Below are 26,375 nucleotides of genomic sequence, written 5' to 3'. Positions count from 1 at the left end.
ATCTCTCAGGCGGAAGGCGGACCTCGCGATCCGATGGATTGGTCGGGCGGTGCCCGCGCGGCGGGGACCGCCACGTCCGGACGTGGCGCAAGCGGGGCCGGACGTGCCTGCCAGACCACCGTTGCGAAGGCCGTGTCCTGTCCCGGCGCCTGCGGTCCCGCATGGGCCGCCGTGCAGCACGCATGCGCGCAGGCCGGGCTCGCATCGGCAGGATCGCCCGCTGCGTCATGCCCGCAAAGGGCGCTTTCCCATCCCGCCTGGGCCGGTGGCGTCATCGTGACGAGAAACGCCTGGAGGCACAGGCCGTAGAGCGCGATCATGGCGATGATCGCGCGCAGGCCGGCCGTCCCTGGCGAGAGCTTCCGCATGATGAGGCCTTACGGCACGGGTTCTCGCGCCGTCAACGTGGTTCCTCCGAGTCCGCAGGCTCGTCCCCGACGGGGAAGACCTCGAAGGGCGCGCGGGTCCGAGAAATCGTGGACCTTAAGCGCCGGCATGTTCGGCGATGTAATGGCCGATGGCGCTGGCAGCGTTGAGCATGTGGGCGCGCATCCGCCTCGCGGCGGCGTCGCCGTCGCCCTCGGCGATGGCCGCCAGGATCTCGCCGTGCTCGGCGCGGGAGGTCCTGATCCGCTCGCCATGGCGCAGCTGCGTGCGGCGAAACCCCGAGAGCCTCGTGCGCAAGGCGAGCGCCTGTTCCAGCAGGAAGCCGTTATGGGTGGCGCCGTAGAGCGCCTCATGGAAGCTGCGGTTCAGCGTGTCGTAGGCGTCGACGTCGCCCGCCTCCACCATCGCCTCCGAACGGGCATGCAGGTCCATCAGGTGGCTGCGCTCGAGCGGCGTCATCCGGTAGGTGGCGAGGCGCACGCACATCGCCTCGAACTCGGCGGTGGCCTCGAACATGTCCATGATCCGTTCCGGCGTCATCCGGGTGACGACGACGCCCCGGCGCGGCCGCAGCTCCACGAGCCCGTTGAAGGCGAGCTGACGCAAGGCTTCCCTCACCGGCGTGCGGGAGGCGCCGAAGCGGTCGGCCAGATCCTGCTCGTCCAAAGCCGTGCCCGCGCTCAGGGTGCCGGCCGCGATCTCGTCGGTCAGGGCGTTGCGGATCAGGTCGGAGAGAAGCCCCCGCTCCTCGGCGATGCCGTCCATGGTCGTCGTCCCCTCCCCGCTTGCGTTGCCGGCCCGCCTTACGATGTCCCTCATCGCAGATGGGGCGGATCGTCAAGCGGGATTGGGATGCTCCTAGCACGCCCGGAATGCCGAGGCCTCGTCCTGTCGCCATCTCGTATTTTTTACCTGGCCGATAACCCATAACGGTATACCCAGAATTGACTTGGTCGCCAGACGGGGTACGCATGGCGCGATACGGGACGGTCCGCGACTTGTCGCTGGCCGCGCGTTCCCACGGTCTCCGCCGATGCGGGTCCGGATGACGAGAGGCGGATCGGATGACCGATTGGCGGGTGCAGCGGAAGGCCAGGGACGCGCGGATCGAGCGCGGCCGGGTCCATGCCGAGGGCAAGGTCGTGGCCGCGTCGGCGGTGGTCGACCTGCTGGAGGCGGTGCTGCTGCCCGGCGACCGGGTCTGCCTCGAAGGCGACAACCAGAAACAGGCGGATTGTCTCGCCAGGGCCTTGAGCGCCTGCGACCCGGCGCGGGTCCACGACCTGCACATGGTCCAGTCCGGCATCGTGCTGCCCGAGCATCTCGACATTATCGAGCAGGGCATCGCCCGGCGCCTGGACTATTCCTATTCCGGGCCGCAAGGCGCCCGCATCGCCCGGATGCTCTATGGCGGGCAGATCGCGCTCGGCGCGGTGCACACCTATCTCGAACTCTTCGCGCGCTACTTCATCGACCTGACGCCCAATGTCGCCCTCATCGCGGGCGTCTCGGCGGATCGCGACGGCAACCTCTATACCGGCCCCAACACCGAGGACACGCCGACGGTGGTGGAGGCCACCGCCTTCAAGAACGGCGTCGTGATCGCGCAGGTGAACGCAATCGTCGACCGGGTCCCCCGTGTCGATATCCCCGGCGACCGGGTGGATTTCGTGGTCGAGGCCGACAGGCCGTTCTACGTGGAGCCGCTCTTCACCCGCGATCCGGCGGCGGTCACCGAAACGCAGATCCTGATGGCCATGATGGCGATCAAGGGCATCTACGCCGAATACGGCATCCGCCGCCTCAACCACGGCATCGGCTTTGGCACCGCCGCCATCGAGCTGCTGCTGCCGACCTTCGCCGAGCGGCTTGGCCTCAAGGGCAAGATCGCCACCCATTGGGCGCTCAACCCGCATCCGAGCCTGATCCCGGCCATCGAATCGGGCTGGGTCGAGCAGATCCACTGTTTCGGCTCGGAAGTCGGGATGGACCGCTACATCCGCGAGCGGCCGGACGTGTTCTTCACCGGCTCGGACGGAAGCCTGCGCTCCAACCGCGCCTTCTGCCAGACGGCGGGGCTCTATGCCTGCGATCTCTTCATCGGCTCGACCCTGCAGATCGATCTCCAGGGCAATTCCTCCACCGTCACCACCAACCGGGTGGCGGGGTTCGGCGGCGCGCCGAACATGGGCTCCGATCCGCATGGCAGGCGCCACCCCTCGGACCCCTGGATGAAGGCCGGCGGGGAGGCCGGCGGCACCGGCGATCCGGCGCTACGCCGGGGCCGCAAGCTCGTGGTGCAGCTGGTCGAGACCTTCGGCGACAAGCTGGTCCCGGCCTTCGTGGAGCGGCTCGACGCCCTCGAACTGGCGCGCAAGCTCGATCTCGAACTGGCTCCGGTGATGGTCTACGCCGACGACGTCACCCACATCGTCACCGAAGAGGGCATCGCCAACCTGCTTCTGTGCCGGACGCTCGACGAGCGCGAGCAGGCGATCCGCGGGGTCGCCGGCTACACCGATGTCGGGCGCGGCCGCGACCACGCCATGGTCGAGGCGCTGCGCGCGCGAAAAATCATCCGCCGGCCGGAGGATCTCGGCATCGATCCCCTGGACGCCGACCGTTCGCTCCTGGCGGCGCGGTCGATCAAGGATCTCGTGCACTGGTCGGGCGGCCTCTACGAGCCGCCGGCCAAGTTCCGGAACTGGTGAGGGAGCGCCACCCCATGGAAAAGCTGACCTTCCGGCATCGGACGGCGAAGCCCCTGCCCGGCACCAAGGCCCAGGCGATCACCGGCGTGGTCGCCTCGGGCAATCTCGAAGTGCTGATGGAGCGCAGCCTCGCGCCCGACGCATGCATCGTCGAGATCGATACCGCGATCAACGGATACGGACCGGTCTGGGAGGCGGTGGTCTCCGATTTCGTGGCGCGCCGGCAGCCCGGCGGCCTGCGCATCACCATCAACGATGGCGGGGCACGGCCCGACACCGTGACCCTGCGCCTGCTCCAGGGTGCCCGGCTGATGGAGGCCGTGTGATGGCGATGAGCCCCGTCTCCCTCTCCGCCGATCCCCTCGACCAGAGCTGGTACGAGGCCAGCGCCCGCGCCCGCCTCGACGCCCTCGTCGATCCCGGTTCGTTCGAGGAGTTCCTCGGCCCCGAACAGCGGGTGATGAGTCCGCACCTGCCCGCCTTCGACCTGCCGCGCGCCTTCGACGACGGCATCGTGGTGGGACGCGGGAGCCTCGGCGGTTCGCTCGTCCTCCTGGCCGCGCAGGAGGGCCGCTTCATGGGCGGGGCCTTCGGCGAGGTCCACGGTGCGAAGCTCGTCGGCCTGCTGCGGGCCGCGCTCGCGGTGAAGCCGGCGGCGGTGCTGATCCTGTTCGATACCGGCGGCGTGCGGCTGCAGGAGGCCAATGCCGGCGAGACCGCCATCGCCGAGATCATGCGCGCCATCGTCGACCTGCGCAGGGCGGGCGTGCCCGTGGTCGGGCTGATCGGCGGGCGCGCCGGCTGCTACGGCGGCGGCGGCCTCATCGCCGGCACCTGCTCGCGCCTCGTCGTCTCGGAGGGCGGGCGCATCAGCGTCTCCGGCCCGGAGGTGATCGAGACCAACAAGGGCGCGGAGGAATTCGATTCCCGCGACCGGGCGCTGGTCTGGCGCACCATGGGCGGCAAGCACCGCCGGCTCATCGGCGGGGCGGACGCTTTCGCGGACGATACGATCCGCGCGTTTCGCGATGCCGCCCGCGAACAGATCGGCAAGGCGCCGGCCTTCGATCTCGCCACCCTGGAGGCAGAGCAGGCGCGCCTCGAGGCTCGCCTCCACCGGTTCGGCGACGCTCGCGACGCCACCGAGATCTGGGGCCGCCTCGGGGTGAACGATCCCGCCGCCGTGCCGGGCCTCGACGGTCATGCCTTCGACGCCCTTCTCGCCCGACTGCCGGAGGCGCCTCATGACGCTCGCTGAGATCCTGCATTCGCTCTTCCCCGAGGGGCATGGCGTCGAGGTCGTGGACGGCCTCATCGGCGGCGACGGGCCTTTCGGAGCGGGCCGTCTCGCGGTGGTCGGAATCGACGGCAACACCCCGCTCGGGATCGAGGGCGCCTGTCTGCTCGCCGGGCGCGTTCTCGATGTGGTGCGCCGGGGCGGCGAGACGCCGATCCTCGTCGCCGTGGATTCGGACAGCCAGCGCATGAGCCGCCGCGACGAGCTGCTGGGCCTCAACGAGTATCTCGCCCATCTCGCCAAGGCGCTGCTCCTCGCCGATGCCAGCGGCCATCCCACGATCGGCCTCGTCTATGGGCACACGGCGGCCGGCGCCTTCATCGCCACCGCCCTGGCGACGCGGGTGCTCGCCGCCCTGCCCGGCGCCCATCCGAGCGTGATGGACCTGGCCTCGGTGGCGCGGGTCACGAAGCTCCCCCTCGAGCGGCTGGAGGAGATGGCGACATCCACCTCCGTCTTCGCGCCCGGCCTCGACAACATGGTGAAGGCGGGGGCGGTCCACGCGGTGCTCGACCCCACGGCACCGCTCGGCCCCCAGATCGAAGCCCTCATCGCCGGGAGTTCCACAACGGATGGCCGCGACGCCCTCGGCCATGAGCGCGGCGGGCGGCTCATGGCGCAGGACATCGCCAGGCGGGTTGTGCGGGCGGCGACGGGCGACGTGGCACCCCGTGACTGAGGACGAGGCGTCGGGGCTCGCTCGCCACGACCTCCTGCGTGTCGACCCGGCATCCTGGGAGCGCCTCCTCGCCGGGCGCGGGGATCTCGACGGCGTTCCCCATCTCGCCGAATGGGCCCGTCGCGGCTGGCCGGTCATCGTCCGACGCCGCGATCCCGGCGAGCCTGCGGACCACATCCCCGCCGGCCTGCCGCTGCCGCCTTCCGCCGGCAAGCGTCGGATCGGCCTTGCCTTGCCGGCCGCCGCCGCGAGTCGGTTTGGGCCGGTCACCCTGGAGAGCGCGCGGGAGACCGCACCGCCGGCATGGCGGCCGGTGGTCGATGAGGTGCTGGCCCTCGAGCGCGAGCACCGCCTCGTGCCGCATGTGTTCGGAAGCCTGCAGTGGCAGGCTTTGACCGGTCTTCCCTATCTCGGGCCGGGCTCCGATCTCGACCTCCTCTGGCCTGTCTCTGGCCGGGTCGATCCCCGGTTTCTGCAGGCCCTCGCGCGGATCGAGGCGCGCGCGCCGATGCGCCTCGATGGCGAGATCGTCCTGCCCGACGGGGTCGGCATCAACTGGCGCGAACTGCTCGACGCTCCCATCGGCGGAACCGTCCTGTGCAAGGGGCGGGAAAGCCTCGCCCTGCGCCCCGCCGCGTCGTTTCTCGCGGAAGTGACGTCATGATCGCCCTCGCCCGCTCTCCGATCAGGGACGCCCGGATTCCGCTCAGCCCCGGCGACATCGCGGAACGCGCGGTCGAGTCCCTGCGCCGCGAAGTCGAGACCTATCCGAAGCCCGGCCTCGTCAGCCATGTGGATCGCGGCAGCCATGCCGACATGGATGCCGGCACCTTTCGCGCCAGTGCCACGGCCCTCCTGCCCTCCTTCGCCGAGTTGGCGGATGCCGGAGCCGCAGGGGCCGGGATGCCTGCCCTTCGCCGGATCGGCATCGAGGCCGAAACCGCCATGCGGGAGGCGACGGGCGGGGTGAACACCCATCGCGGCGCCATCTTCGGCCTCGGTCTGCTCGCCGCTGCGGCGGGCGCCCTCGCCCACACGGCCTGCCGCTTGCCGCCGGGAGCGCTCGGGCGCCACGTGAGCGAGCGTTACGGCGGGGCGATCCTCGCCGGACCCGTCCTGCTCCATGCGCCGGGCGCGGCGGCACGGCGGCGCTACGGAATCGGCGGCGCGCCCGCCGAGGCTGCGGCGGGATTTCCGGCCCTCTACATGGTCGGGCTGCCCGCCCTGCGCCGGGCGCGAGGGCTGCGGCCCGGGGACGACGAGGCCGCGCGCGTCGAGGCCTGCTTCGCCCTGATCGCCCATCTCGAGGATACCAACCTGCTCCATCGCGGCGGCGAGGCGGGCTATGCCTTCGCCCGCGCCTCGGCCACGGCCTTCCTCGCCGGAGGAGGCGTCGCGCGGGACGATTGGCGGGCACGAGCGGAGGCCGTCCACCATGCTTTCGTCGCGCGCAATCTCAGCCCCGGCGGCAGCGCCGACCTCCTCGCCATGACCCTGTTCGTCGACGGATTGGAGACGGCATGAGTCTCGCGGTCCTGCTCTCGGGCCAGGGTGGCCAGCATCCCGCCATGTTCGATCTCGTGGCCGATCATCCCGCCGCTCAGGAGATCTTCGCGGCGGCGACGCTTCTCCTCGGCGCCGACCCGCGCGACCTCGCCCGGACGGGCGGCCCGGCCCTGCACGGCAACCGCACCGGTCAGATCCTCTGCTGCGTCGCCGGCCTCGCCGCCTGGACCGTCCTGCGAGACGGGAGCCACGGCCGTGTGGTCCTGGCCGGCTACAGCATCGGCGATCTCGCCGCCTGGGGCTGCGCGGGACGGTTCTCCCCCGCCGCGATCTTGCAACTGGCCGCCGCGCGCGCCGAGGCGATGGATGAGGCCAGCGGGCCGGGCTACGGGCTCGCCGGCCTTCGCGGCCTGTCGCGCGCGCGGGTCGCGGCCCTGGTCGAGGAGCACGGCTGCCATCTCGCCATCCTCAACGCCGCCGACAGCGTGGTCGCCGGCGGGGCCGTGGCCGATCTCGAATCGCTCTGCGCTCGGGCTCTCGCCTCGGGGGCGGCGCGGGCGGTGCTGCTTCCGGTCCATACCCCCTCGCACACGCCGCTCCTGGCGGCGGCCAGCGCGCGGTTTCGCGCGGAGCTGGCGCGGGCCGAGATCCTGCCGCCGTCTCGTCTCGGCCCGCCGCCTCGCCTCCTCAGCGGTCTCGACGGTGCCCCGGTCTTCGATGCCGCCAAGGGGCTCGACAAGCTGGCCGAAGCGATCTCGCGGACCATCGATTGGGCGGCCTGCCTCGACGGCATCCGCGAGGCCGGAGCGCGGGCCGTCCTCGAACTCGGCCCCGGACATGCCTTGGCGACCATGGCGCGGGACGCCATGCCGGGAGCGGCCGTCCATGCCGTCTCCGACTTCCGCTCCCTGTCCGGGCTCACGGACTGGCTCGCGGCGCAGGAAGGCGCGGGCTGAACCGCCCCGGCTTCCGCCGTGAACCGTATGCCCCGCCAGCGCGTTGAGGAGTCGGGCGGAGGCTTGACCATGTCGAGATGGATCTACGGGGCCGGTATCCTGAGTGCCGCGCTGGCATCGGCGATCCCCTGTGCCGCTCAGAACATGGCGCTGACACCGCCAGCACCCCGGCCGAGCACTGTCCCGAGTGAGCCCGTCCGACATCCCGAGCCTCCTGCGCGACCGCAGCTCCATGCTTTCAGCGGCGAGCTTCCGAACCAGAGGACCGGCCCGATGCGCAACCGTGTGGTCCGCGACATCTGCATCGGCTGCGACCGCTGAATCGGCGGGTCGGGCGAGGGGCGGACATCATCCAGAAACAGAACGGCGCGAAACGGATCTGCTGCGCTCCGACTGCCCCCAAGCGAGGCGTGGCGGATGGACGGAGCGGTGTGCCGAGGGTGCGCCGCCCCGTCCGTCTTCATGACCGCGCGGACGGGTCGCGCGCGAGGACGAGGAGACGTCCCGAGTTCTCCGCCGGTGGTCTATGGATGTCCCAATGACATCCACCGGAGACGCGTTTGGCTAGCCGCTATGGGCTTGAGATCCGGGCTGCGACCGCTGCCGATGCGGCGGGCCTTGCCGCCCTGTTCCAGGCATCGGGACAGTCCATAGCGGTGAGCGATCTGGCCGAGCGGCTGGAGGCCTTGCGCCTTGGGAGCGGGACGGCCCTCATCGCCGTCGAATGGGGGCCGCCGAGCGGTCTCGTCGTCCTGCACTGGTACCGTTCGCTGACGGCGGCTCAGCCCGTCGCCCAGATCACCGGCCTCCTGGTCGGACCGGACGAGCGCCGACGCGGCATCGGCCGTCTCCTGCTGAAGGCCGCGTCGCAGGCCGCCCGGATGGCGGGATGCACCACCCTCGAACTCGCCGCCGCGCCCGGTGAGGAGACTTTGCCGGCCTTCTGCGACAGCACGGGATTCGAGCGGGCCGGATCCTTGTTCACCCGGCCGCTGCGTAAGAAGAGCTGATACCGGTCACTCCGGGAACCGTGCGATTCACCGCGTCGTTGCTTCCAGTGATCACTTCGACCCGATCAAGGAGACCGGCATGACACGGACTCTCATCCGCACGACCCTCGCCTCGGCATTTCTCCTCGGCCTCACCGGTGCCGCCTTGGCGCGCGGCGGCACCGGCGGTGGTGGCGATGGGCTCTCGCCTTACTCGGCATTGAGCGGCAACGACCGCTCGGCCGGCGTGAACAACGGCAATTACCGCGATCCCCGCCTCGATCCCTATCTGCAGACCTATGGCCGGCGCTACGTCGCCCCCCGCCCCTATGGCGGCGCCGGCGAATACGGTTATCGGCCCTCGCGCCGGGGCTATGACGGATACGGGTACTGACGGGGCGACGCAGCCCCGCTCTCAGGCCGGAGCCTTCTGGGCGGTGGCTTTGTCGTCGCCCGGTTCGATGACGATCGGCTCCACCGTCTCCGGCATGTCCTGTGACCGGCATTCCGCCAGGATCGCGTCGGCTCCCTCCTTGCCGATGAGGCCGAGCGAGAGGGCATGGTCGGCCATGATGGTGGTGTCCCCCGCCAGCACCAGGCTGCTGCCGGCCTCGAGGATCGCCTGCGACAGGCGCTCGATCTGCTCGGCCCGGCACGGGTCGCGCGAGACGTTGCGGATGTAGACGGCGAGCACCCGGCCGGGATTCTCCGAGACGATCTTGGCATAGACTTCCGGGTCGTGCTGGCCGCTGTCTCCGATGAGGACGAAGGGCAGGTCGCCGTAGAGCGCCAGCATGTGGCGGATCAGGTCGCGCTTGTGGTCCTCGGCACGGCGCGGCAGCGGATGGCGCCAGGACAGGCCCCATTCCCGCAGGAACAGCACCGGCCCCGCCGGAATCCCGTGCTGCCGGAAGAACTCGCTGAGCATGTCGTAGATGCCCCAGGGGGCGCGGGAGACGTAGAGCATCGGGTTCGACTGGTCGCCGGTGGCGCCCGCATGCAGCGCCCGGCTCAGGGACGCCGCTCCCGGGAAGGCGACGCGGTCCTCCGCATCGGCCACGAACAGCCGCCACAGCATCTTGAGCTTGTTGGCCACGCCCGTATGCATGATCGTGTCGTCGATATCGCTGATGACGACGAAGCGGCACTTCTCCGGCGGGATGAACACCTGCCCCTGCGCCCGCACCGGCGGATCGGCCACGAGTTCGAGTTCGACGCTGTGCCAATGGTCCTCGCCGGCGGGCACGTTCGGCGGCTTGAGGCTCACCCGGAAATAGCCGTCGCGGTCGGTCACGGCGGTCGTCTCGGCCCCGCCGAAGCGCGCGACGACGGACGCATCGGCGACCTTGCGCCTGCGGATGCGCCGGGCGATGTCGCGCAGGTCGGCGGCGATGTCGTCGGCCTCGGGGTCCGGGTCGCGGCGTGCCTGCCGGAAGACCCGGCCGATCAGCAAGATCTCCCTCGTCGAGCCGTAGCCGCGATAGGCCTCGATCACCGTCCCGCCCGTCCCCTGCGCCCGGCGCACCGGTCGGGCGGCCAGCGCCAGCAGGCGCCCGCCCGCCCTGCGCCAGCGCGGCGTCGCCCGTTCGGGGGTCGGAGGAGGTGAGGTCATGGGCCGGCCCGAAGCAAGACGATCGTGATCGCGGTCAAGCCGCCGTCGGGGCCGAAGGTTGCGAGGGACCTCTCGGTTCGAGCGTCGTCACAGCCGCTCGATCTCCGCCAGCAGCGTCTCCGAGAGGGTGATCCCTTCCTCGGCGGCACGGGCGCGGGCGGCGAAGCGGCGTGTTCCGGGCAGCCGTGCGCCGTCCTGTTCCGCCACCGAGCGGGCCATCACGGCGAAGCGCTCCAGGGCATTGCCGGCAAAGGCCGTGGCGTCGATGGCGAGGATGAGCTGGCCGGTGGCGGGAGGGCCGCCCTCGGCATCGAGGAAGGACGTGGCTTCGCTGGCGAAACGCGCTCCGGTGAGGCCGGCGGCGAGCAGTTCCACCATGAGGGCGAGGGCCGTGCCCTTGGCATCGCCCAACGGCACCATGGTGCCGGCGAGCGCCGCCACGGGGTCCGTGGTCGGATTGCCCTCAGCGTCGAGGGCCCAGCCCTCGGGGATCGCCTCGCCGCGCTGCTTGGCGGTGATGATGTTGCCCCGCGCCACCTTCGACAGGGAGAGATCGACGATGACCGGCTCCGCCCCCGGCAGCGGGCAGGCGAAGGCGATGGGGTTGGTGCCGAAGACCGGCCGGGTTCCGCCCCAGGGCGCCATGGAGGCGGGGGCGTTGGCGAACAGGATGGCGACGAGACCCCGTTCGGCCAGGGCCTCCACCGGCCGCCCGGCCGCCCCGCAATGATGCGAGCGCCGGATGGCGGCCGCGGCGATCCCCTGTGCGCGGGCGATCTCCGGCAGGAGGGCGATGGCCGTGTCGAGGGCCGGATAGGCGAAGCCGTGGGCCGCATCGATGGCGAGCAGTCCCGGTTTCGGCCGCGCGCTCGTGACGACGGCATCGCCGACGATCTTGCCCGCCCGCACCTGCTCGCCATAGGCCAGCAGCCGCATGAGCCCGTGGGTCCGCAGCCCGTCGGCTTCCGCCGCGACGAGGGCGCGGGCGACGCTCTCGGCATTAGCAGGCGCGGTTCCGCAGCGGACCAGGGTGTCCGTGGCGAGGCGATGGGCGGCGTCGAGTCGAAGGATCGGCATGGCGTGGCCTTAAGACAGCTCTCCGTGGCCTGTCGAGGGAGAAGTCCGGCTCCGCACCGGGCATCGCCGGAGCCGGCTCTAAGCTGAACGTTCCCGATGGTATGATTTAAGACAAAGCGGCCAGTGGATAAGCTGAGCCGTGGTCGTCAGCCGATGTGCGACGTATTCTAAAATGAAAATTTCCGGGGCGTTATTTCATTGAACCATGTGGGCAGTGCGACGTTATTAGGTCAAGTTCGTAAGACGTGAGGAAATAGACTATGCAGATCAAGACATTCGCCATCGCTGCCGCCTTCGCCGTTTCGCTGAGCGGCGCGGCCTTCGCCCAGACGGCCGCTGGCGGCGGAAGCGCCGAGGGCAACATGACCAATCCCGGCAGCGTGAAGAGCAACGGTGAGAAGGGGGCGGAGCGCATGGGCGGCGCCAACACCACCGGCTCCACCATGGCTCCGGGCATGGCGACCGACGTCCCCTCCAATGCGACGCCGGGCGCGCCGGCCGGTTCGAATGGCGGCAACGCCGCCACCGGCAGCGGTGCGGCTCCGAGCGGCAAGTAAGGTTCCGGGTCGCCCGCCACGAAGGCGGAGTGCCGGATGTATCAAGAAACCGCCCCGTCCGCCGAAAGGCAGGCGGGGCGCCTTCATAGGGGGGCGGAAGGTGTTCGGGCGGCCAGTACATTCTCTCGAAAAACATGCTCGCGATTTATCGGTGATTAACCAACTTCGCGCTGAATGGGAGGCATCAAGGTTGATGGTTCCCTAAAACGACATGGACGATCGATGTGACCTTCGCGGGGCTCCTGGCGGAGCTTGGCGAGGTCGTTCGAGGGCCGTGCGGGCAGGGTACGCGTATCCGAGTACAGCCCGCATGATCGACGATGCGTCCACCTATCGCCGCCGCCCACGCCGTTCCCGGCCGCGCAGCCGCGTTCTTCTGAAGACGGCCGTCGTCGCGCTGTTCGTCGCGACCTTTCCCCGGTTGACCGGGTTGGACACGCCCGTGCCCGCCGCGACGGCGCCCTACGCCGGCCGGCAGGTCTCCCCCGAGGCGACGCCCGCCGCCGCCGTCCGCAGCTATGCCTGGATGCTGGACCCCTCCCCCGCCTTGGGTGCGCGGACACCGGACTGGCGCGCCTCGGAGCCCATGCAGGTGGCCGGGTTCGCGGCCCCGCAAGCCTCGCCCGTCGAGATCGCCCCCGGTATCGCGCTCGCCGCCGTGGCGCCGGCCTCCTCAGACCTCGCACCCGCTTCACGGCCGCTCCAGCAGACGGCCCGCCTCGTCCAGCCGATGCCCGCCCCGGTGCCGCGCCCTTTCGACCTGAAGCCTCTCTCCCGCGAGCCGCGCCTCGCCACCCGCCGCCCGTCGTCGCGGACGGTGGTGGCGGCCCGGCAGGACGTGGAGGCCGAGCGCTCGTTCTTCGAGACGGTGTTCGGCCGGCGTGATCCCGAACGCAGCCCCGCTCCCGCCCTCGCCTATGCCTCCGCCGATACGGGCGCCATCGATCTCAGCCAGCGCCGGGTCCTCGACCGCGTGCCCGCCACGGCGGGCGGCGGGACCGCGATCTACGACATCAGCGCCAGCACGGTGACCCTGCCGAGCGGCGAGCAGCTGGAGGCCCATTCCGGCCTCGGCCAGCACATGGACAACCCGCGTCTCGTCCATGTCCGCATGCGCGGGGCGACGCCGCCCGGCACCTACGATCTGACCGAGCGCGAGGCCCTGTTCCACGGTGTGCGCGCCATCCGCCTCAACCCCGTTGGCGGCAGCGCTGCCATCCACGGCCGCGACGGCATCCTCGCCCATACCTACATGCTCGGACCGAGCGGCGCGTCCAACGGCTGCGTGGTGTTCAAGGACTACAACCGCTTCCTGCAGGCCTATCTGCGCGGCGACATCCGCCGCCTCGTGGTGGTGGCCGGCCATAAGGGGGACGCGCCGGCCTCGTTCACGGCGAGGCTGTTCGGCCGCTGATCCCCGGTCGTCTCCCATCCGGCCGGTACCCGTCCGATATAATCCTGTACGCCACGAGGTTAGCCCGCGACGCGTCCTGCATGTCGCAGGCTAACTTCGTGGCGTGCCGTGACGGAGCGACAGTCCTTCCTACCGGTACGGCGAATAACTTATGTTTGGGTATGGTATTTTTCGGCATAAATAGCCTGTCTTAATTCATACAAACCGCATTGCGATATGCTCAAGCTCGAACTTGCTTGAACCGGTGCAATCGACATTCTGGAACTCATGGACTCGGCTGGTGTTTTCCATCGGAGACCTCGGCAACGGAATTCGGCCCTGCGGCGTCATGGCCGCCAAGGGTGTTCCCGGGGCTCGTCCTGACAGTCCGGCTTCGAGAGATTGCACGATGAAAGCACTGTGTTGGCACGGCAAGGGTGACATCCGCTGCGATACGGTGCCCGATCCCCGGATCGAGGATTCGCGCGACGTCATCATCAAGGTGACGTCCTGCGCCATCTGCGGCTCGGACCTCCACCTGATGGACGGTCAGATGCCGACCATGGAGAGCGGCGACGTCCTCGGCCACGAATTCATGGGCGAGGTGGTCGAGGTCGGCCAGGGTTTCACCAAATTCAAGAAGGGCGACCGCATCGTCGTGCCCTTCAACATCAATTGCGGCGAATGCCGGCAGTGCAAGCTCGGCAACTGGTCGGTCTGCCAGCGCTCGAACCGCAATGCCGAGATGGCGGCCGCGCAGTTCGGCTACACCACCGCCGGCCTGTTCGGCTATTCGCACCTCACCGGCGGCTATGCCGGCGGCCAGGCGGAATACGTGCGCGTGCCGATGGCCGATGTGGGACCGATGCTGGCGCCGGAAGGCGTCGACGACGAGTCGCTGCTGTTCCTCACCGATATCCTGCCCACCGGCTGGCAGGGTGCCGAGCATTGCGAGATCAAGGGCGGCGAGATCATCGCGATCTGGGGCGCGGGCCCGGTGGGGTTGTTCGCGATCCAATCCGCCAAGATCATGGGCGCGGAGCGCATCATCGTCATCGAGACGGTGCCGGAGCGGATCGAACTCGCCCGGAAATACGGTGCCACCGATATCATCGACTTCATGAAAGAGGACGTGTTCGAGCGGATCAAGGAGATCAGCAAGGGCGAGGGCGCCGACGGCGTGATCGACTGCGTCGGCATGGAGGCCACCGCCGGCCACGGCGTCGCGGGGATCGTCAGCACCCTGCAGGAGACATTCACCTCGACCGAGCGCCCCTACGTCCTCATGGAGGCGATCAAGGCCGTGCGCCCCTGCGGGATCGTCTCGATCCCCGGCGTCTACGGTGGCCCGCTGCCCATCAACATGGGCTCGATCGTGCAGAAGGGGCTGACCCTGAAGAGCGGCCAGACCCATGTGAAACGCTACTTGGAGACGCTGACGAAGCTGATCCAGGAGGGCAAGATCGACATGACCTCGATGATCACCCACCGCTCCACCAACCTCGCGGACGGCCCCGACCTCTACAAGACGTTCCGCGACAAGAAGGACGGCTGCGTGAAGGTGGTCTTCCACCCGAACTGACGGCATCGACGGGGATATGGCCCGGAACGAGGCCATATCCCGTCATAGGCCCGGGGCTTCATCGTTATCCCCGCGCCAGGGCGTCCCGGAACTCCGCCTCCGGCAAAAGCGCCCCGCCGGTGGTCCAGACCACATGCGTCGCCCGCGCAGGTGCGGAGGCGTCGAGATAGGGCCGGATTGCGGCGAACCCCGCCGCCGCCGAGGGTTCGAGCCGCAGGCCCGGATCGGCCCAGAGGCGTTTTACCCAGGCGAACAACTCGGTATCGGCGACCGTGACCACCGCCTCGATGAGCGGGCCGACCGTGCCGGCCACCAGCATCGAGGCACCCGCCACCGCGAGCCCATCGGCGGCGGTGCGGTTGTCGAGGCCGATCTCGTAGACGTCCACCGGGCGCGACAGGCCGGCGGCGAGCTGCACCAGCATGCAGGGCGAGGCCACCGGTTCCACGAAGATGCAGCGGATGGCGTCGCCGAACAGCAGCTTCAGTCCGAGCGTGACGCCGCCGGGCGCGCCGCCGACGCCGCAGGGCAGATAGACGCAGAGCGGGTGGGCTGGATCGACCCTTATCCCGGCCTCATCCAGTTGGCGGCGCAAGTCGAAGGCCGCCGCCGCATAGCCGAGGAACAGGTCCACGGAGCTCTCGTCATCGACGAAATGGGCGTCGGCCCGTCCCTCGAAGGCCGAGCGTGCCGCCGCGACCGCGCTGCCGTAATCGCCCCGATGCTCGACCACGCGGGCGCCGATATCCCGCAGGCGCTGCTTCTTCCACGCCTTGGCGTCGTGGGACATGTGGACTTCGACCGCGAAGCCCAGCGCCCGCGCCATGACGCCGACGCTGAAGCCGAGATTGCCGGTGCTACCGACCGCGACCGTATGCGCGCCGAACGCGTCGCGGGCTTGCGGCTCCGCAAGCCGGGCATAGGAATCCCCCGGCCGTAGCAGGCCCCTCTCGAGCCCGAGCCGCTCGGCATAGACCAGGACCTCGTAGACTCCGCCCCGCGCCTTGATGCAGCCGGTGACCGGCAGATCATGGTCGGCCTTCACCCAGACCGCGCCGCCCGTCGGACCGGCGATGGCCTGCGCGATAGAATCGGAGAGGGGCATCAGGGGCGAGTCGATGCGCCCGGTGTCGAGATCCTCGAAGAGGTGGCGCAAGAGCGGATCGAATCGGCGCCAGCGTGCCTCCGCCTCCTCCACATCGGCCAGGGAGAAAGCCTGGCTCGGCAGGAATTCGGCGGCCGGCCGGAGATGGGGATTGAGCCAGGTGGTGGGCCGGGCCTCCCGCACGCTCGCCGGGATGGCGTCGAGGGAAGGGTTAGGCGGGGTCTCGGCATCCCTGCTCATGCGGTCCGTTCTCCTGTGATCCCGATGGCCCGGGCGCCGTCGCGGCGCTCGATGGACCAGTGCCACGGCCTCGCGCAAGTCTCACCTCAGAGATCCATCGGCGCATTGTCCACCACCTCCTTCATGACGAAGAAGGTCCGCGTCTGCCGCACCCCCGGCAGCGCGATCAGGGTGTCGCTGTGCAGGCGGTTGAAATCCGCCATGTCGGAGACGCGGATCTTGAGGAAATAGTCGAAATCCCCGGCCACGAGATGGCAATCGAGCATGGTCGGCATCGCCTGGGCGGCGGCCTCGAACGCGGCGAAGCTCTCCGGCGTCGAGCGGTCGAGCACGACGCCGACGATGACGAGGGACCCCCGCCCGACCTTCTCCGGCGCGATCCGCGCATGGACGCCGCGGATGTATCCCTCGTCGAACAGGCGCTGCGTGCGGCGGTGGCAGGTGGCGGGGCTGGTATTCACCCGCTTGGCGATCTCGGCATTGTTCATGCGCCCATCGGCCTGGAGCAGGCGCAGGATCTTCAGATCGATCCGGTCGAGCGATGGCGACATGGAAGAACCTTCCGTATTTTCAGCAGAAACGACGTTTTATGCTAAGCTTGACCGGGTATGACCCGCAATCTTGTGGCATAATTTGTCGTCATTCGAGAGCACCTTTCGCGCGAGTTTTGCTAGCGTTCGGTTCTCACTGATGCGAGGACGTTGCCAAGCCATGCTGTCGAAATTCGAGCGCTATCCCCTCACCTTCGGCCCGAGCCCGATCGAGAAGCTGTCGCGCCTCACCGACCATCTCGGCGGCGATGTCGAGATCTACGCCAAGCGCGAGGATTGCAATTCCGGCCTGGCTTACGGCGGCAACAAGCTGCGCAAGCTCGAATACATCGTGCCCGATGCCATCGCGAGCGGAGCCGATACGCTGGTCTCCATCGGCGGCGTGCAATCCAACCACACCCGCATGGTGGCGGCGGTGGCCGCCAAGATCGGGATGAAGTGCCGGCTGATCCAGGAAGCCTGGGTGCCGCACGAGGATGCGGTCTACGACCGGGTCGGCAACATCCTGCTCTCGCGCATCATGGGCGCGGAGACGCAGCTCGTGGATGACGGGTTCGACATCGGAATCCGCGAGAGCTGGAAGGCGGCCCTGGAGGATGTGAAGGCCAAGGGCGGCAAGCCCTACGCGATTCCCGCCGGCGCCTCCGTGCACAAGTTCGGCGGCCTCGGCTATGTCGGCTTCGCCGAGGAGGTCCGCGCGCAGGAGGCCGAGATGGGCCTGCGCTTCGACTACATCGTCGTGTGCACCGTCACCGGCTCGACCCATGCCGGCATGGTGGTGGGCTTCGCCGCCGATGGCCGCGCCCGCAACGTCATCGGCATCGACGCCTCCTGCACCCCGGCCCAGACCAAGGCACAGGTGCTCGACATCGCGCAGAAGACGGCCGCCCTCATCGGCGCCCCCGAGATCACGGAAGACGACGTGGTCCTCAACGAGGATTACGCCTACCCGGTCTACGGCGTGCCCTCCAAGGAGACCGTCGAGGCGATCCGCCTCTCGGCGCGGCTCGAGGCCATGATCACCGACCCGGTCTACGAGGGGAAGTCGATGCAGGGGATGATCGATCTCACCCGGAAGGGGTTCTTCCCCAAGGGCTCGAAGGTGCTCTACGCCCATCTCGGCGGCGCGCCGGCCCTGAACGGCTACAGCTACACGTTCCGGAACGGCTGATCGGGACGGTTCACGCCCTGCCGGGCTCCGCCGGCGGCAGGGCGGCGATGAGCTGGCTGAGGAACGCCTGCGCCGCATGCGGCAGCTTGCGGTCGCGCATCAGCTGGACCTGAATGCCGCGCCGCAGGCTCGCCTGTGATTGGATCGGGATGCAGACCAGTTCGCCAAGGCGCACCGGCGTCTGCACCGAGAGGGCCGACATCAGCGCGATCCCCTTCGTCCGCCGCACGAAGGGGAGGAGCGCCGTGAGGATGTTGGAGGTCAGCGTCGGCTCGATGGCGATGCCCTCCGCCCGGCAGGCCGTGTCGAAGACGAGACGCGCCGTGGTGTCGAGGGGCGGCATCGCGATCGGATAGGCCTGGAGTTCGTCGATCCGGATCGACGCCCGGCCGGCCAGCGGATGGTCGGGGGCTGCGAGCGCCACCATCTCCACCGTCGCGTCGTAGATCACCGTGACGAGGTTCGTCGGCGCGAGCACGAAGGTGATGCCGATATCGGCGTCGCCCGCCGCCACCACCTGCGTCACCTGAGCCGGCGGCAGGACCTGAATCTCGAACCGGATACCGGGATGGCGCGCGTGAAACTCGGCGATGGCGTTCGGCAAGAGGTCGAGGGCGAACCCTTCCGCCGTGGCGACGCGGATGAAGCCCCGCGCCAGCCCCTGCAATTCCTGGATCTCGGCCGCGACCTGCTCGGCCCGCACCAGGGTCTGGCGGGCATGCCGGGCCAGCAGCTCTCCCGCCGGGCTCAGGACCATGCCGCGGGGACGGCGCTCGAACAGGACGCAATCGAGCTCCGCCTCCAGATTGGCGATCTGCCGGCTGATCGCCGAGGCCGCGACGTTGAGCTGGGCGGAGGCCGCCGCGATGGAGCCCGTGCGGGCAACGGCGAGGAAATAGCGCAGGCCTGACATCTGCATGGTCGATCTCCCGAGCCCCGCCGGCCGAACGAGCATTGCCGAAACGGCACGGCAAGCTTCGACAAATTCTACTTGTTGCGATGCAAAATGCACAACATCATGGCACGACGAAAAAAGCGGCAGGACGGGTGCGCAAGTGTCCGTCGCGATGTCGCGGAGCTGAAGGGATGCAGATCATGGCGAGATACCTTCCCGCGGCAGGCGCCACACTCGCTCTCCTGCTGACGACGTTCAGCGTTCCGGCGCTGGCCGGCAAGGCCAACGATACCCTGGTCTATGCCTCGGATACCGAGCCGGAAAACGTGAGCCCGTATCACAACAGCGCCCGCGAGGGCGTCGTGCTCGCCCGCAACGTCTGGGACACCCTGCTCTACCGCGACCCGAAGACCGGCACGTATCAGCCGATGCTGGCCACCGCCTGGAAATGGGTCGACCCGACGACCCTCGAACTGACCCTGCGCGAGGGCGTGACCTTCCATAACGGCGACGTCTTCGGCCCCGAGGACGTGGCCTTCACCTTCAATTACGTGCTGACGCCGGAAGCCCGCACGGTGACGAAGCAGAACGTCGACTGGATGAAGTCGACGGAGGTGGTGGACGCCAAGACCGTCCGCATCCACCTCAAGACCGCCTTCCCGGCCGCCCTCGAATACCTCGCCGGACCGACCCCGATCTTCCCGGCCGCTTACTTCAAAAAGGTCGGCCTCGACGGGTTCGCCAAGGCCCCCATCGGCACCGGCCCCTACCGCATCACCAGCGTCGAGAACGGACGCGGGGTGAAGATGGAGCGCAACGCCAAGTACTGGCCCGGCAGCCCGATCGGCACGCCCAAGATCGGCAAGCTCGAATTCCGCGTCATCCCCGATGCCGACAGCCGCATGGCCGAGCTCGTCACCGGCGGCATCGACTGGATCTGGCGGGTGCCGAGCGATCAGGCCGACCAGCTGAAGGGCGCTCCCAACGTCACCGTGCTGAGCGCCGAGACCATGCGGGTCGGATTCCTGCAATTCGACACGCTCGGCCGCGCCAAGGAGAACTCACCCCTGAAGGATCCCCGCGTCCGCCAGGCGATCTCCTACGCCATCGACCGCAAGGCGATGGTCGACAACCTCGTCCGCGGCGGCAGCCGGGTCATGAACGCCGCCTGTTTCATCGACCAGTTCGGCTGCACCGACGAGGGCGTGCCGCGTTACAGTTACGATCCGGCGAAAGCCAAGGCGCTCCTGAAGGAGGCCGGCTATCCCGACGGGTTCGAGATCGATCTCGGCGCCTATCGCGAGCGCGACTACGCCGAGGCCGTCATCGGGTATCTCCGCGCCGTCGGCATCACCGCCCGGCTCAACTACCTGCGCTACGCGGCGCTGCGCGACATGATCCGGGGCGGTAAGGTCTCCATCGCCTTCCAGACCTGGGGCTCGTTCTCTGTGCTCGACGTCTCGGCCTTCACCGGCGTCTACCTCAAGGGCGGTGACGAGGATCTGACCAAGGATCCCGAGACCATCGCGGCGCTCCAGGCCGGCGACGGCGCCACCGATCCGGCCGCGCGCAAGGTGAAATACGCCGAGGCGCTCAAGCGCATCGCGGCTCAGGCCTACATCCTGCCGCTGTTCTCCTACTCGACCAACTACGCCTTCACCTCGGACCTGACCTTCACGGCGCAGCCCGATGAGTTGCCGCGCTTCTACGCGGCGAGCTGGAAGTAAGGGTCGCATCCGAGGCGCGAAGCGCGGCTCATGGAAGGCGTACCCGTTCACTCATCGCGGATGCAGCCCGCGCCGTCCCCTCTCCCCTTTGCGGGAGAGGGTGGCCCGCGAAGCGGGTCGGGAGAGGGGAGCGACGCTTCCGGGTAGCGCGCTCCCCTCTCCCGACCCTCGCTGACGCGAGGGCCACCCTCCCCCGCAGAGGGGGGAGGGAGAAGCCCGCGGATCGCTCTCGGCAGAGCCGAACAATCGTCCGGACGACGAACGTCACGACCCGTAACGGACTAAAGGAACCGGCCCATGCTCAGGTTCATGCTGCAACGCATTCTCGTCGCCATCGCGGTCGCCGTGACGGTGTCGGTGGCGAGCTTCATGCTGCTGCACCTATCCGGCGACCTCGCCACCGCCATCGCGGGGCCGGAAGCCACCTCCGCCCAGGTCGAGGCGATCCGCGTCCAGTACGGGCTGAACCAGCCGATGCTGGCGCAATTCACCGCCTGGGCATGGAAGGCCCTGCATTTCGATTTCGGCAATTCCTTCTACTTCCGGGAAAGCGTGGTCGACCTCCTCGCCTCCCGCATGCCGATCACCCTGTTCCTCGGCGTGGTGGCGCTCACCGTCGCCCTGTTCGTGGCGATCCCGCTCGGCGTCCTGGCGGCGGTGAAGCGCGACACTTGGATCGACCGGCTCGCTCTATCGGTCTCGGTGCTGGGCCAGGCGATGCCGAGCTTCTGGTTCGGCCTCACGCTCATCATGATCTTCTCGGTGAATCTGCGCTGGTTGCCGGTGTCGGGCAACACGACCTGGAAGCACTTCGTGCTGCCGGCCATCGCGCTCGGCTACTACGCCATGCCCGCCGTGATGCGGCTCACCCGCAACGGCATGTTGGAGGTGCTGGCCTCGGACTATGTCCGCACCGCCCGCGCCAAAGGTCTCCCACCGCGAAAGATCCTGATCCGGCATGCGCTCCGCAACGCCGTGATCCCGGTGATCGCGCTCGCCGCCGTGCAGTTCGGCTTCATGCTCGGCGGCTCCATCGTGATCGAGGCGGTGTTCTCGCTCCAGGGGCTCGGGCAGCTCGCCTGGGAATCTATCGCCCGCAACGACTTCCCCGTGGTGCAGGCGATCGTGCTGGTCCTGGCGATGATCTACATCGCCCTGACCCTGGCCGCCGACCTCCTCAACGCTTTCCTCGATCCCCGGCTGCGCCAATGACCCTTCAGCCGTCTTCCTCTCCAGTGGCTCCCGCCCTTCCCTCGGCCGACCTGCTGGTCCAGGCCGGTCCTGTGCCCGACGCGAACGCGCCGCTGCCGGCGTCGCGCTCGCCCACGGCGCTGGCCCTCCGGCGCGGCCTCCATCACGGCGGCTTCATGATCGGGGCCGTCATTCTCGGCGGGATCGTCCTCGCGGCTCTGGCCGCGCCCCTGATCGCCCCGCACGACCCCTATGCCCAGGACGTCTCGCGCCGCCTGATCCCGCCGATCTGGAACGCGAAGGGGACGTGGGACCACATCCTCGGCACCGACAAGCTCGGGCGCGACTATCTCAGCCGCCTGATCTACGGCAGCCAGATCTCCCTTCTCATCGGGATCGCGGCGGCCTGCATCTCCGGCCTGATCGGCACCGTGCTCGGCATCTGCGCCGGCTATTTCGGCGGCAAGGTCGACGCGGTGGTGAGCTACGTCGTCACCACGCGCCTCGCCATGCCGGTGGTGCTCGTGGCTTTGGCCATGGCCTCCCTGGTGGGCGGTTCGCTGAAGGTGGTGGTCCTGGTGCTGGGCCTGCTGCTGTGGGACCGTTTCGCCGTGGTGACGCGTGCCGCCACCCGCCAGATCCGCGACCAGGATTTCGTCGCGGCGGCCCGCGCCGCCGGCTTCTCGAACGCCCGGATCCTGTTCCAGGAGATCCTGCCCAACATCTTCAACGCGCTCATCGTCGTGGCGACCCTGGAGATGGCGCACGCGATCCTGCTGGAGGCGGCCCTGTCGTTCCTCGGCCTCGGCGTCCAGCCGCCCCTGCCCTCCTGGGGGCTGATGATCGCCGAGGGCAAGCCGTACATGTTCTTCCAGCCCTGGGTCATCACCATCCCGGGCGTCGCCCTCCTCGTCCTCGTGCTCGCCATCAACCTCCTCGGCGACGGATTGCGCGACGTCACGGCACCCGAGGGGCGGCGCTGAGCGCTCCCCTCGGCTCCCATTCTCACCCGACACAGAGTGGATCCATGTCCCGACACGATGCGATCGCGCACGCCGCGCGCCACTACGACGGAGGCGGTTTCCGCGCTGTCCTGCAGGATGCCGTCGCCCGCCCCACCGAGAGCCAGACCACCGGGCAATTGCCGGCGCTCCAGGCCTACCTGTCCGACTTCCTCATGCCCGCCATCGCGCCTCTGGGCTTCACCGGCCGCATCCTCGACAATCCCGACGGCGAGCACGGCCCCTTCCTCATCGCCGAGCGCCACGAGGGCGACGCCCTGCCCACCGTGCTGATCTACGGCCACGGCGACACCGTGCGCGGCTACCCCGAACAATGGCGCGCCGGCCTCGACCCGTGGGCGATCGTCGTCGAGGGCGACCGCTGGTACGGTCGCGGCACCGCCGACAACAAGGGCCAGCACATCATCAATCTCGGCGCGCTCGAGGCGGTGATGGCGGCGAGAGGCGGACGCCTCGGCTTCAACACCAAGCTCCTCATCGAAATGGGCGAGGAATCCGGTTCGCCGGGTCTGCGCGACCTGTGCCGGGCCGAGGCGCGCGCTCTTGCCGCCGACGTGCTCATCGCCTCGGACGGGCCACGGGTGAGCGCGGAACGCCCCACGCTCTTCCTCGGCTCGCGCGGCGGCTACACGTTCGAGCTCGTCGTGAACCTGCGCGAGGGCAGCCACCATTCGGGCAATTGGGGCGGCCTGCTGCGCAATCCCGGCACGGTGCTGGCCAACGCCATCGCGACCCTGGTCGACGGGCGCGGCAAGATCCTCCTCGATGCCCTGCGGCCGCCCGCGATCCCCGAGGGCGTGCGGGCGGCGCTCGCCGACATCGCGGTGGGCACCGATCCCACCGCGCCCACGATCGACGAGGATTGGGGCGAGCCCGGCCTCAATGCGGCCGAGCGCGTCTTCGGCTGGAACACCCTCGAAGTGCTGGCCTTCAAGACCGGCGACCCGGACGGCCCGCTCAACGCCGTGCCGCCCCACGCCAAGGCGACGCTGCAGCTGCGCTTCGTCGTCGGCACCGACTGGGAGGGCCTGATCCCGGCCGTGCGCGCCCATCTCGACGCCAACGGCTTCCCCATGGTCGAGGTGCGGGCGGCCCGTTCCGAGGTGTTCCGCGCCACCCGCCTTCCCGTGGAGGACCCTTGGGTCGGCTGGGCGCTCGCCTCCATCGAGACCAGCACCGGCAAGCGCCCGGCCCTGCTGCCCAATCTCGGCGGTTCGCTGCCCAACGACGCCTTCTCCGAGATCCTCGGCCTGCCGACCCTGTGGGTGCCGCATTCCTACCCGGCCTGCCTTCAGCACGGGCCGGACGAGCACCTGCTCGGGCCGATGAGCCGCGAGGCACTGATGCTGATGGCGGGCCTGTTCTGGGATCTCGGGGAGACCGGACCCGGCATCCTGGGCCAGCGCGACGCCAAACGGGAGACCTGAACCATGAGCGAGCCTGTCGTCAGCATCCGCAACCTCACCCTGGCCCTGCCCAAGGGAGCGGACCGGCCGCATGCGGTGGAGGATCTCTCCCTCGACCTGATGCCGGGCAAGATCCTCTGCGTCGTCGGCGAATCGGGCTCGGGGAAATCCATGAGCGCCTATGCGCTCACCGGCCTGCTGCCGCGTGCCCTCACGCCCGTCGGCGGCAGCATCGTGTTCGAGGGGCGGGACCTGCTCACCCTCGGCGAGCGCGACTGGCGTGCCTTGCGCGGGCGCCGCATCGCCATGGTGTTCCAGGAGCCCATGACGGCCCTCAACCCGGTCATGCGGATCGGCGACCAGATCGCCGAGATGTTCGAGGCGCACGGTCTCCTCACCAAGGCCGAGCGGCGGGCCAAGGCCATCGCGCTCGCCACCGAGGTCGGCCTGCCCGACCCGGCGCAGATCGTGCGCGCCTATCCGCATCAGCTGTCGGGCGGACAGCGCCAGCGCGCGATGATCGCCATGGCCCTGGCGCTGGAGCCCTCGATCCTCGTCGCCGACGAGCCGACCACGGCGCTGGACGTCACCACCCAGGCGCAGATCCTGAAGCTCGTCCGTGACCTGCAGCGGCGGCGGGGCATGAGCGTCCTGTTCATCACCCACGATTTCGGCGTCGTCGCGGATATCGCCGACCATGTGGCGGTGCTCCAGCGCGGCAAGCTGGTGGAATCGGGCTCCGCCGACGAGGTCCTGAGGAACCCGCAGCATCCCTACACCAAGGCGCTGCTGGCGGCGGTGCCGAGCATCGTGCCGCCGGAGCGCGCATCACGGGAGGGCGCGCCCATCGCCCTGTCTGCCATCGGCTTGACGAAAACCTACACGTCGCGTCGTGGCCTGTTCGGGCCGCCGCGCATCGTCCACGCGGTCAAGGAGGTGGCGTTCGACGTCCGGCGCGGCGAGACCCTGGGGCTCGTGGGCGAATCGGGCTCGGGCAAATCCACCACGGCGCGCCTCGCCATCCGGCTCATCGACCCGGACCGGGGCACCGTCCGCCTCGGCGCGCTGGATTACACGGCTTTGGGGCCGCGCGCGCTCCGCGCCGAGCGCAAGCGCATCCAGATGATCTTCCAGGACCCCTTCGCCTCCCTCAACCCGCGCCGGACCGTGGAGCAGATCATCACCGCCGGGCCGATCGCCCATGGCACGCCCGTCCGCGAGGCAAGGGAGCGGGCGCGGGAACTCCTCGATCTCGTCGGCCTGTCGCCCAGCGCCGCCGAGCGATATCCAAATGCCTTCTCCGGCGGCCAGCGCCAGCGCATCGGCATCGCCCGGGCGCTCGCCATGGAGCCCGACGTGCTGGTCGCCGACGAGGCCGTCTCGGCCCTCGACGTGTCGGTCCAGGCCCAGGTGCTCGACCTTCTCGAGGATCTGAAGCAGCGCCTGAACCTCGCCATGCTGTTCATCACCCACGACCTGCGCGTCGCCGCCAAGATCTGCGACCGGATCGCGGTGATGCATCGCGGGGAGATCGTGGAACAGCGGCCGACCGCCGACCTGTTCCGCCGGCCGGACCATCCCTATACGCGCGATCTGCTCTCGGCCGTGCCGGGATTGCAGATGGAGCGGGCCTGACGCGCGAGCTGTGTTACTTGCGCCAGGCGTCGATCAAAGAGGTTACCGGGTCGACCACGTAGGACAGGAGCGAGGTGGCCCAGCCCCTCGCCCTCGCGCCGATCGATGGCTTGCCCTGTCGACGGGCCTCGGCCTCGGCCGCCTGGGCTACCAGCATCGCCGAGACGTAACTGTTCTCCAGGGTCTTGCACTCGGCCAAAGCGGCCTTCTGCGCGGCATGGGTCGGCAGGCCGGCGGGTTGCCCGGAAAAGGCCTGCCGCACGCATTTGTGCCAGCGCCGCTCCAGGAGATCGAGATCGGCGCCTGCTGCCGGCGCGTCCTGAGCCATCGCCTCCTGAGCAAAGGCTCCCGCCGATGCCGCAAGGCCCGCCACGAAGGCAGCCGCCATCAGGGCCTGAGTCGCTGCCCGGCGGCCCGGTCGAGGATACGTCGTCGTCCGAGGCTCGCTAGCGGGCAAGGGCCCGCGTCTCGTCGAGGACGGCTTCCACCGCGGCGATCGCATTTTCCAGCTCCGCGATGCGGCGCAGCGTGCTGTCGGCCGGCATCGTTTCATGCTCCGCCGCTTCCAGGATCAGGGCGCGCTGACGAGCTTTGAGACGGTCCAGGAGAGATTCGAGCTTAGGCATGAGCCGCACTTAACCGCACGTTGCGCGATCGACAACATTTGTTTGCACCGAAATTGACGC

Annotated in this window: 27 protein-coding genes; 18 read left to right on the top strand and 9 right to left on the bottom strand. The window is 69.2% G+C overall.

What is annotated here, in order from left to right:
• Positions 1 to 5 precede the first annotated feature (5 nt).
• Together A3OM_RS0108745 and A3OM_RS0108740 are read right to left on the bottom strand one after the other, a co-directional pair.
• Positions 6 to 368 carry a hypothetical protein gene (locus tag A3OM_RS0108745; protein ID WP_018043366.1) on the bottom strand — a complete coding sequence of 121 codons (363 nt, stop codon included), beginning with the start codon at positions 366 to 368 and terminating at the stop codon, positions 6 to 8.
• 115 nt (positions 369 to 483) lie between these two features.
• Positions 484 to 1,152 (bottom strand): GntR family transcriptional regulator, encoded by a 669-nt coding sequence (locus tag A3OM_RS0108740; RefSeq protein ID WP_018043365.1) that lies wholly within the window; start codon positions 1,150 to 1,152, stop codon positions 484 to 486.
• A 299-nt stretch (positions 1,153 to 1,451) separates the two neighbouring features.
• On the opposite strand from A3OM_RS0108740, the gene mdcA reads away from it, so the two are divergent.
• The 9 genes from mdcA to A3OM_RS0108695 all read left to right on the top strand — a co-directional run bounded on the left by mdcA (position 1,452) and on the right by A3OM_RS0108695 (position 8,919).
• Positions 1,452 to 3,098 carry a malonate decarboxylase subunit alpha gene (gene mdcA / locus A3OM_RS0108735; protein ID WP_018043364.1) on the top strand — a complete coding sequence of 549 codons (1,647 nt, stop codon included), beginning with the start codon at positions 1,452 to 1,454 and terminating at the stop codon, positions 3,096 to 3,098.
• A gap of 14 nt (positions 3,099 to 3,112) precedes the next feature.
• A complete protein-coding gene (mdcC, locus tag A3OM_RS0108730) occupies positions 3,113 to 3,424 on the top strand; it encodes a malonate decarboxylase acyl carrier protein (RefSeq protein ID WP_018043363.1) in 312 nt (103 codons plus the stop codon).
• Positions 3,424 to 4,356: a biotin-independent malonate decarboxylase subunit beta gene (locus A3OM_RS0108725; RefSeq protein WP_018043362.1), complete on the top strand. Its 933-nt coding sequence runs from the start codon at positions 3,424 to 3,426 to the stop codon at positions 4,354 to 4,356. The genes mdcC and A3OM_RS0108725 overlap by 1 nt, the downstream gene beginning before the upstream one ends.
• Positions 4,343 to 5,074 (top strand): biotin-independent malonate decarboxylase subunit gamma, encoded by a 732-nt coding sequence (gene mdcE / locus A3OM_RS0108720; RefSeq protein WP_018043361.1) that lies wholly within the window; start codon positions 4,343 to 4,345, stop codon positions 5,072 to 5,074. The genes A3OM_RS0108725 and mdcE overlap by 14 nt, the downstream gene beginning before the upstream one ends.
• Positions 5,067 to 5,738, top strand: coding sequence for a malonate decarboxylase holo-[acyl-carrier-protein] synthase (gene mdcG, locus A3OM_RS0108715; RefSeq protein ID WP_018043360.1), 672 nt, complete (start codon positions 5,067 to 5,069; stop codon positions 5,736 to 5,738). Before mdcE ends, mdcG begins: the two co-directional genes overlap by 8 nt.
• Positions 5,735 to 6,598 (top strand): triphosphoribosyl-dephospho-CoA synthase MdcB, encoded by an 864-nt coding sequence (gene mdcB / locus A3OM_RS0108710; RefSeq protein ID WP_018043359.1) that lies wholly within the window; start codon positions 5,735 to 5,737, stop codon positions 6,596 to 6,598. The genes mdcG and mdcB overlap by 4 nt, the downstream gene beginning before the upstream one ends.
• The gene (locus A3OM_RS0108705) at positions 6,595 to 7,536 is read left to right on the top strand and encodes a hypothetical protein (RefSeq protein WP_018043358.1); all 942 of its coding nucleotides are present in this window, start codon (positions 6,595 to 6,597) and stop codon (positions 7,534 to 7,536) included. Before mdcB ends, A3OM_RS0108705 begins: the two co-directional genes overlap by 4 nt.
• A gap of 560 nt (positions 7,537 to 8,096) precedes the next feature.
• Positions 8,097 to 8,546 carry a GNAT family N-acetyltransferase gene (locus A3OM_RS0108700; protein WP_026175858.1) on the top strand — a complete coding sequence of 150 codons (450 nt, stop codon included), beginning with the start codon at positions 8,097 to 8,099 and terminating at the stop codon, positions 8,544 to 8,546.
• Positions 8,547 to 8,625: 79 nt separating this feature from the next.
• A complete protein-coding gene (locus A3OM_RS0108695; protein ID WP_018043356.1) occupies positions 8,626 to 8,919 on the top strand; it encodes a hypothetical protein in 294 nt (97 codons plus the stop codon).
• A gap of 21 nt (positions 8,920 to 8,940) precedes the next feature.
• Here the strand turns inward: A3OM_RS0108695 and A3OM_RS0108690 are convergent, their stop codons facing one another.
• Together A3OM_RS0108690 and A3OM_RS0108685 are read right to left on the bottom strand one after the other, a co-directional pair.
• Entirely contained in the window at positions 8,941 to 10,137 is a 1,197-nt protein-coding gene (locus A3OM_RS0108690; protein WP_018043355.1) for a phosphatase domain-containing protein, read from the bottom strand.
• 87 nt (positions 10,138 to 10,224) lie between these two features.
• Entirely contained in the window at positions 10,225 to 11,214 is a 990-nt protein-coding gene (locus A3OM_RS0108685; protein ID WP_018043354.1) for an Ldh family oxidoreductase, read from the bottom strand.
• A 260-nt stretch (positions 11,215 to 11,474) separates the two neighbouring features.
• On the opposite strand from A3OM_RS0108685, the gene A3OM_RS0108680 reads away from it, so the two are divergent.
• From A3OM_RS0108680 to A3OM_RS0108670, 3 genes are all read left to right on the top strand, one after another.
• The gene (locus tag A3OM_RS0108680; RefSeq protein WP_018043353.1) at positions 11,475 to 11,771 is read left to right on the top strand and encodes a hypothetical protein; all 297 of its coding nucleotides are present in this window, start codon (positions 11,475 to 11,477) and stop codon (positions 11,769 to 11,771) included.
• 310 nt (positions 11,772 to 12,081) lie between these two features.
• Entirely contained in the window at positions 12,082 to 13,185 is a 1,104-nt protein-coding gene (locus A3OM_RS0108675) for a tlde1 domain-containing protein (RefSeq protein ID WP_018043352.1), read from the top strand.
• Between the two features lie 388 nt (positions 13,186 to 13,573).
• Positions 13,574 to 14,746 (top strand): zinc-dependent alcohol dehydrogenase, encoded by a 1,173-nt coding sequence (locus tag A3OM_RS0108670; RefSeq protein ID WP_018043351.1) that lies wholly within the window; start codon positions 13,574 to 13,576, stop codon positions 14,744 to 14,746.
• Positions 14,747 to 14,810: 64 nt separating this feature from the next.
• Here A3OM_RS0108670 and A3OM_RS0108665 read toward each other — a convergent pair whose 3' ends face one another.
• On the bottom strand, positions 14,811 to 16,091 hold the full coding sequence (locus A3OM_RS0108665; RefSeq protein ID WP_018043350.1) for a D-serine ammonia-lyase: 1,281 nt from the start codon (positions 16,089 to 16,091) through the stop codon (positions 14,811 to 14,813).
• An 86-nt stretch (positions 16,092 to 16,177) separates the two neighbouring features.
• Complete coding sequence (locus A3OM_RS0108660) at positions 16,178 to 16,642, bottom strand: Lrp/AsnC ligand binding domain-containing protein (protein ID WP_018043349.1); 465 nt, start codon at positions 16,640 to 16,642, stop codon at positions 16,178 to 16,180.
• A 160-nt stretch (positions 16,643 to 16,802) separates the two neighbouring features.
• Here A3OM_RS0108660 and A3OM_RS0108655 point away from each other — a divergent pair, with 160 nt between their 5' ends.
• A complete protein-coding gene (locus tag A3OM_RS0108655) occupies positions 16,803 to 17,813 on the top strand; it encodes a 1-aminocyclopropane-1-carboxylate deaminase (RefSeq protein ID WP_018043348.1) in 1,011 nt (336 codons plus the stop codon).
• Positions 17,814 to 17,823: 10 nt separating this feature from the next.
• Here A3OM_RS0108655 and A3OM_RS0108650 read toward each other — a convergent pair whose 3' ends face one another.
• Entirely contained in the window at positions 17,824 to 18,732 is a 909-nt protein-coding gene (locus A3OM_RS0108650) for a LysR family transcriptional regulator (protein WP_026175857.1), read from the bottom strand.
• A gap of 176 nt (positions 18,733 to 18,908) precedes the next feature.
• On the opposite strand from A3OM_RS0108650, the gene A3OM_RS0108645 reads away from it, so the two are divergent.
• The 5 genes from A3OM_RS0108645 to A3OM_RS0108625 all read left to right on the top strand — a co-directional run bounded on the left by A3OM_RS0108645 (position 18,909) and on the right by A3OM_RS0108625 (position 25,689).
• Positions 18,909 to 20,435, top strand: a complete 1,527-nt coding sequence (locus tag A3OM_RS0108645; RefSeq protein ID WP_026175856.1) for an ABC transporter substrate-binding protein — start codon at positions 18,909 to 18,911, stop codon at positions 20,433 to 20,435.
• A gap of 297 nt (positions 20,436 to 20,732) precedes the next feature.
• The gene (locus A3OM_RS0108640; protein ID WP_018043345.1) at positions 20,733 to 21,647 is read left to right on the top strand and encodes an ABC transporter permease; all 915 of its coding nucleotides are present in this window, start codon (positions 20,733 to 20,735) and stop codon (positions 21,645 to 21,647) included.
• Complete coding sequence (locus tag A3OM_RS0108635; protein ID WP_026175855.1) at positions 21,644 to 22,609, top strand: ABC transporter permease; 966 nt, start codon at positions 21,644 to 21,646, stop codon at positions 22,607 to 22,609. The genes A3OM_RS0108640 and A3OM_RS0108635 overlap by 4 nt, the downstream gene beginning before the upstream one ends.
• 44 nt (positions 22,610 to 22,653) lie before the next feature.
• The gene (locus A3OM_RS0108630) at positions 22,654 to 24,075 is read left to right on the top strand and encodes a M20 family metallopeptidase (RefSeq protein ID WP_018043343.1); all 1,422 of its coding nucleotides are present in this window, start codon (positions 22,654 to 22,656) and stop codon (positions 24,073 to 24,075) included.
• 3 nt (positions 24,076 to 24,078) lie between these two features.
• Positions 24,079 to 25,689, top strand: coding sequence for an ABC transporter ATP-binding protein (locus A3OM_RS0108625; RefSeq protein ID WP_018043342.1), 1,611 nt, complete (start codon positions 24,079 to 24,081; stop codon positions 25,687 to 25,689).
• 13 nt (positions 25,690 to 25,702) lie between these two features.
• Here A3OM_RS0108625 and A3OM_RS0108620 read toward each other — a convergent pair whose 3' ends face one another.
• Both A3OM_RS0108620 and A3OM_RS0108615 read right to left on the bottom strand, forming a co-directional pair.
• Entirely contained in the window at positions 25,703 to 26,077 is a 375-nt protein-coding gene (locus A3OM_RS0108620) for a hypothetical protein (protein ID WP_018043341.1), read from the bottom strand.
• Positions 26,078 to 26,135: 58 nt separating this feature from the next.
• Positions 26,136 to 26,315 (bottom strand): hypothetical protein, encoded by a 180-nt coding sequence (locus tag A3OM_RS0108615; RefSeq protein ID WP_018043340.1) that lies wholly within the window; start codon positions 26,313 to 26,315, stop codon positions 26,136 to 26,138.
• Positions 26,316 to 26,375: the final 60 nt, after the last annotated feature.

The sequence above is a fragment of the Methylobacterium sp. 88A genome, from assembly GCF_000376345.1.
GTDB lineage: Bacteria > Pseudomonadota > Alphaproteobacteria > Rhizobiales > Beijerinckiaceae > Methylobacterium > Methylobacterium bullatum.
The sequence above is the reverse complement of the archived record's forward strand: the minus strand, read 5'-3'. Positions and strand labels throughout refer to the sequence as shown.

Bases quoted from the DNA above. Each gene is read 5' to 3' on its own strand.
- A3OM_RS0108650 (WP_026175857.1), bottom strand. From the start codon at position 18,732: ATGCAGATGTCAGGCCTGCGCTATTTCCTCGCCGTTGCCCGCACGGGC.
- mdcA (WP_018043364.1), top strand. From the start codon at position 1,452: ATGACCGATTGGCGGGTGCAGCGGAAGGCCAGGGACGCGCGGATCGAG.
- mdcE (WP_018043361.1), top strand. From the start codon at position 4,343: ATGACGCTCGCTGAGATCCTGCATTCGCTCTTCCCCGAGGGGCATGGC.
- A3OM_RS0108670 (WP_018043351.1), top strand. From the start codon at position 13,574: ATGAAAGCACTGTGTTGGCACGGCAAGGGTGACATCCGCTGCGATACG.
- A3OM_RS0108640 (WP_018043345.1), top strand. From the start codon at position 20,733: ATGCTCAGGTTCATGCTGCAACGCATTCTCGTCGCCATCGCGGTCGCC.
- A3OM_RS0108620 (WP_018043341.1), bottom strand. From the start codon at position 26,077: ATGGCGGCTGCCTTCGTGGCGGGCCTTGCGGCATCGGCGGGAGCCTTT.
- A3OM_RS0108680 (WP_018043353.1), top strand. From the start codon at position 11,475: ATGCAGATCAAGACATTCGCCATCGCTGCCGCCTTCGCCGTTTCGCTG.
- A3OM_RS0108685 (WP_018043354.1), bottom strand. From the start codon at position 11,214: ATGCCGATCCTTCGACTCGACGCCGCCCATCGCCTCGCCACGGACACC.
- A3OM_RS0108705 (WP_018043358.1), top strand. From the start codon at position 6,595: ATGAGTCTCGCGGTCCTGCTCTCGGGCCAGGGTGGCCAGCATCCCGCC.
- A3OM_RS0108655 (WP_018043348.1), top strand. From the start codon at position 16,803: ATGCTGTCGAAATTCGAGCGCTATCCCCTCACCTTCGGCCCGAGCCCG.
- A3OM_RS0108635 (WP_026175855.1), top strand. From the start codon at position 21,644: ATGACCCTTCAGCCGTCTTCCTCTCCAGTGGCTCCCGCCCTTCCCTCG.
- A3OM_RS0108625 (WP_018043342.1), top strand. From the start codon at position 24,079: ATGAGCGAGCCTGTCGTCAGCATCCGCAACCTCACCCTGGCCCTGCCC.
- A3OM_RS0108690 (WP_018043355.1), bottom strand. From the start codon at position 10,137: ATGACCTCACCTCCTCCGACCCCCGAACGGGCGACGCCGCGCTGGCGC.
- A3OM_RS0108695 (WP_018043356.1), top strand. From the start codon at position 8,626: ATGACACGGACTCTCATCCGCACGACCCTCGCCTCGGCATTTCTCCTC.
- A3OM_RS0108630 (WP_018043343.1), top strand. From the start codon at position 22,654: ATGTCCCGACACGATGCGATCGCGCACGCCGCGCGCCACTACGACGGA.
- A3OM_RS0108725 (WP_018043362.1), top strand. From the start codon at position 3,424: ATGGCGATGAGCCCCGTCTCCCTCTCCGCCGATCCCCTCGACCAGAGC.
- A3OM_RS0108675 (WP_018043352.1), top strand. From the start codon at position 12,082: ATGATCGACGATGCGTCCACCTATCGCCGCCGCCCACGCCGTTCCCGG.
- mdcC (WP_018043363.1), top strand. From the start codon at position 3,113: ATGGAAAAGCTGACCTTCCGGCATCGGACGGCGAAGCCCCTGCCCGGC.
- A3OM_RS0108645 (WP_026175856.1), top strand. From the start codon at position 18,909: ATGGCGAGATACCTTCCCGCGGCAGGCGCCACACTCGCTCTCCTGCTG.
- A3OM_RS0108745 (WP_018043366.1), bottom strand. From the start codon at position 368: ATGCGGAAGCTCTCGCCAGGGACGGCCGGCCTGCGCGCGATCATCGCC.
- A3OM_RS0108615 (WP_018043340.1), bottom strand. From the start codon at position 26,315: ATGCCTAAGCTCGAATCTCTCCTGGACCGTCTCAAAGCTCGTCAGCGC.
- A3OM_RS0108740 (WP_018043365.1), bottom strand. From the start codon at position 1,152: ATGGACGGCATCGCCGAGGAGCGGGGGCTTCTCTCCGACCTGATCCGC.
- A3OM_RS0108665 (WP_018043350.1), bottom strand. From the start codon at position 16,091: ATGAGCAGGGATGCCGAGACCCCGCCTAACCCTTCCCTCGACGCCATC.
- A3OM_RS0108660 (WP_018043349.1), bottom strand. From the start codon at position 16,642: ATGTCGCCATCGCTCGACCGGATCGATCTGAAGATCCTGCGCCTGCTC.
- mdcB (WP_018043359.1), top strand. From the start codon at position 5,735: ATGATCGCCCTCGCCCGCTCTCCGATCAGGGACGCCCGGATTCCGCTC.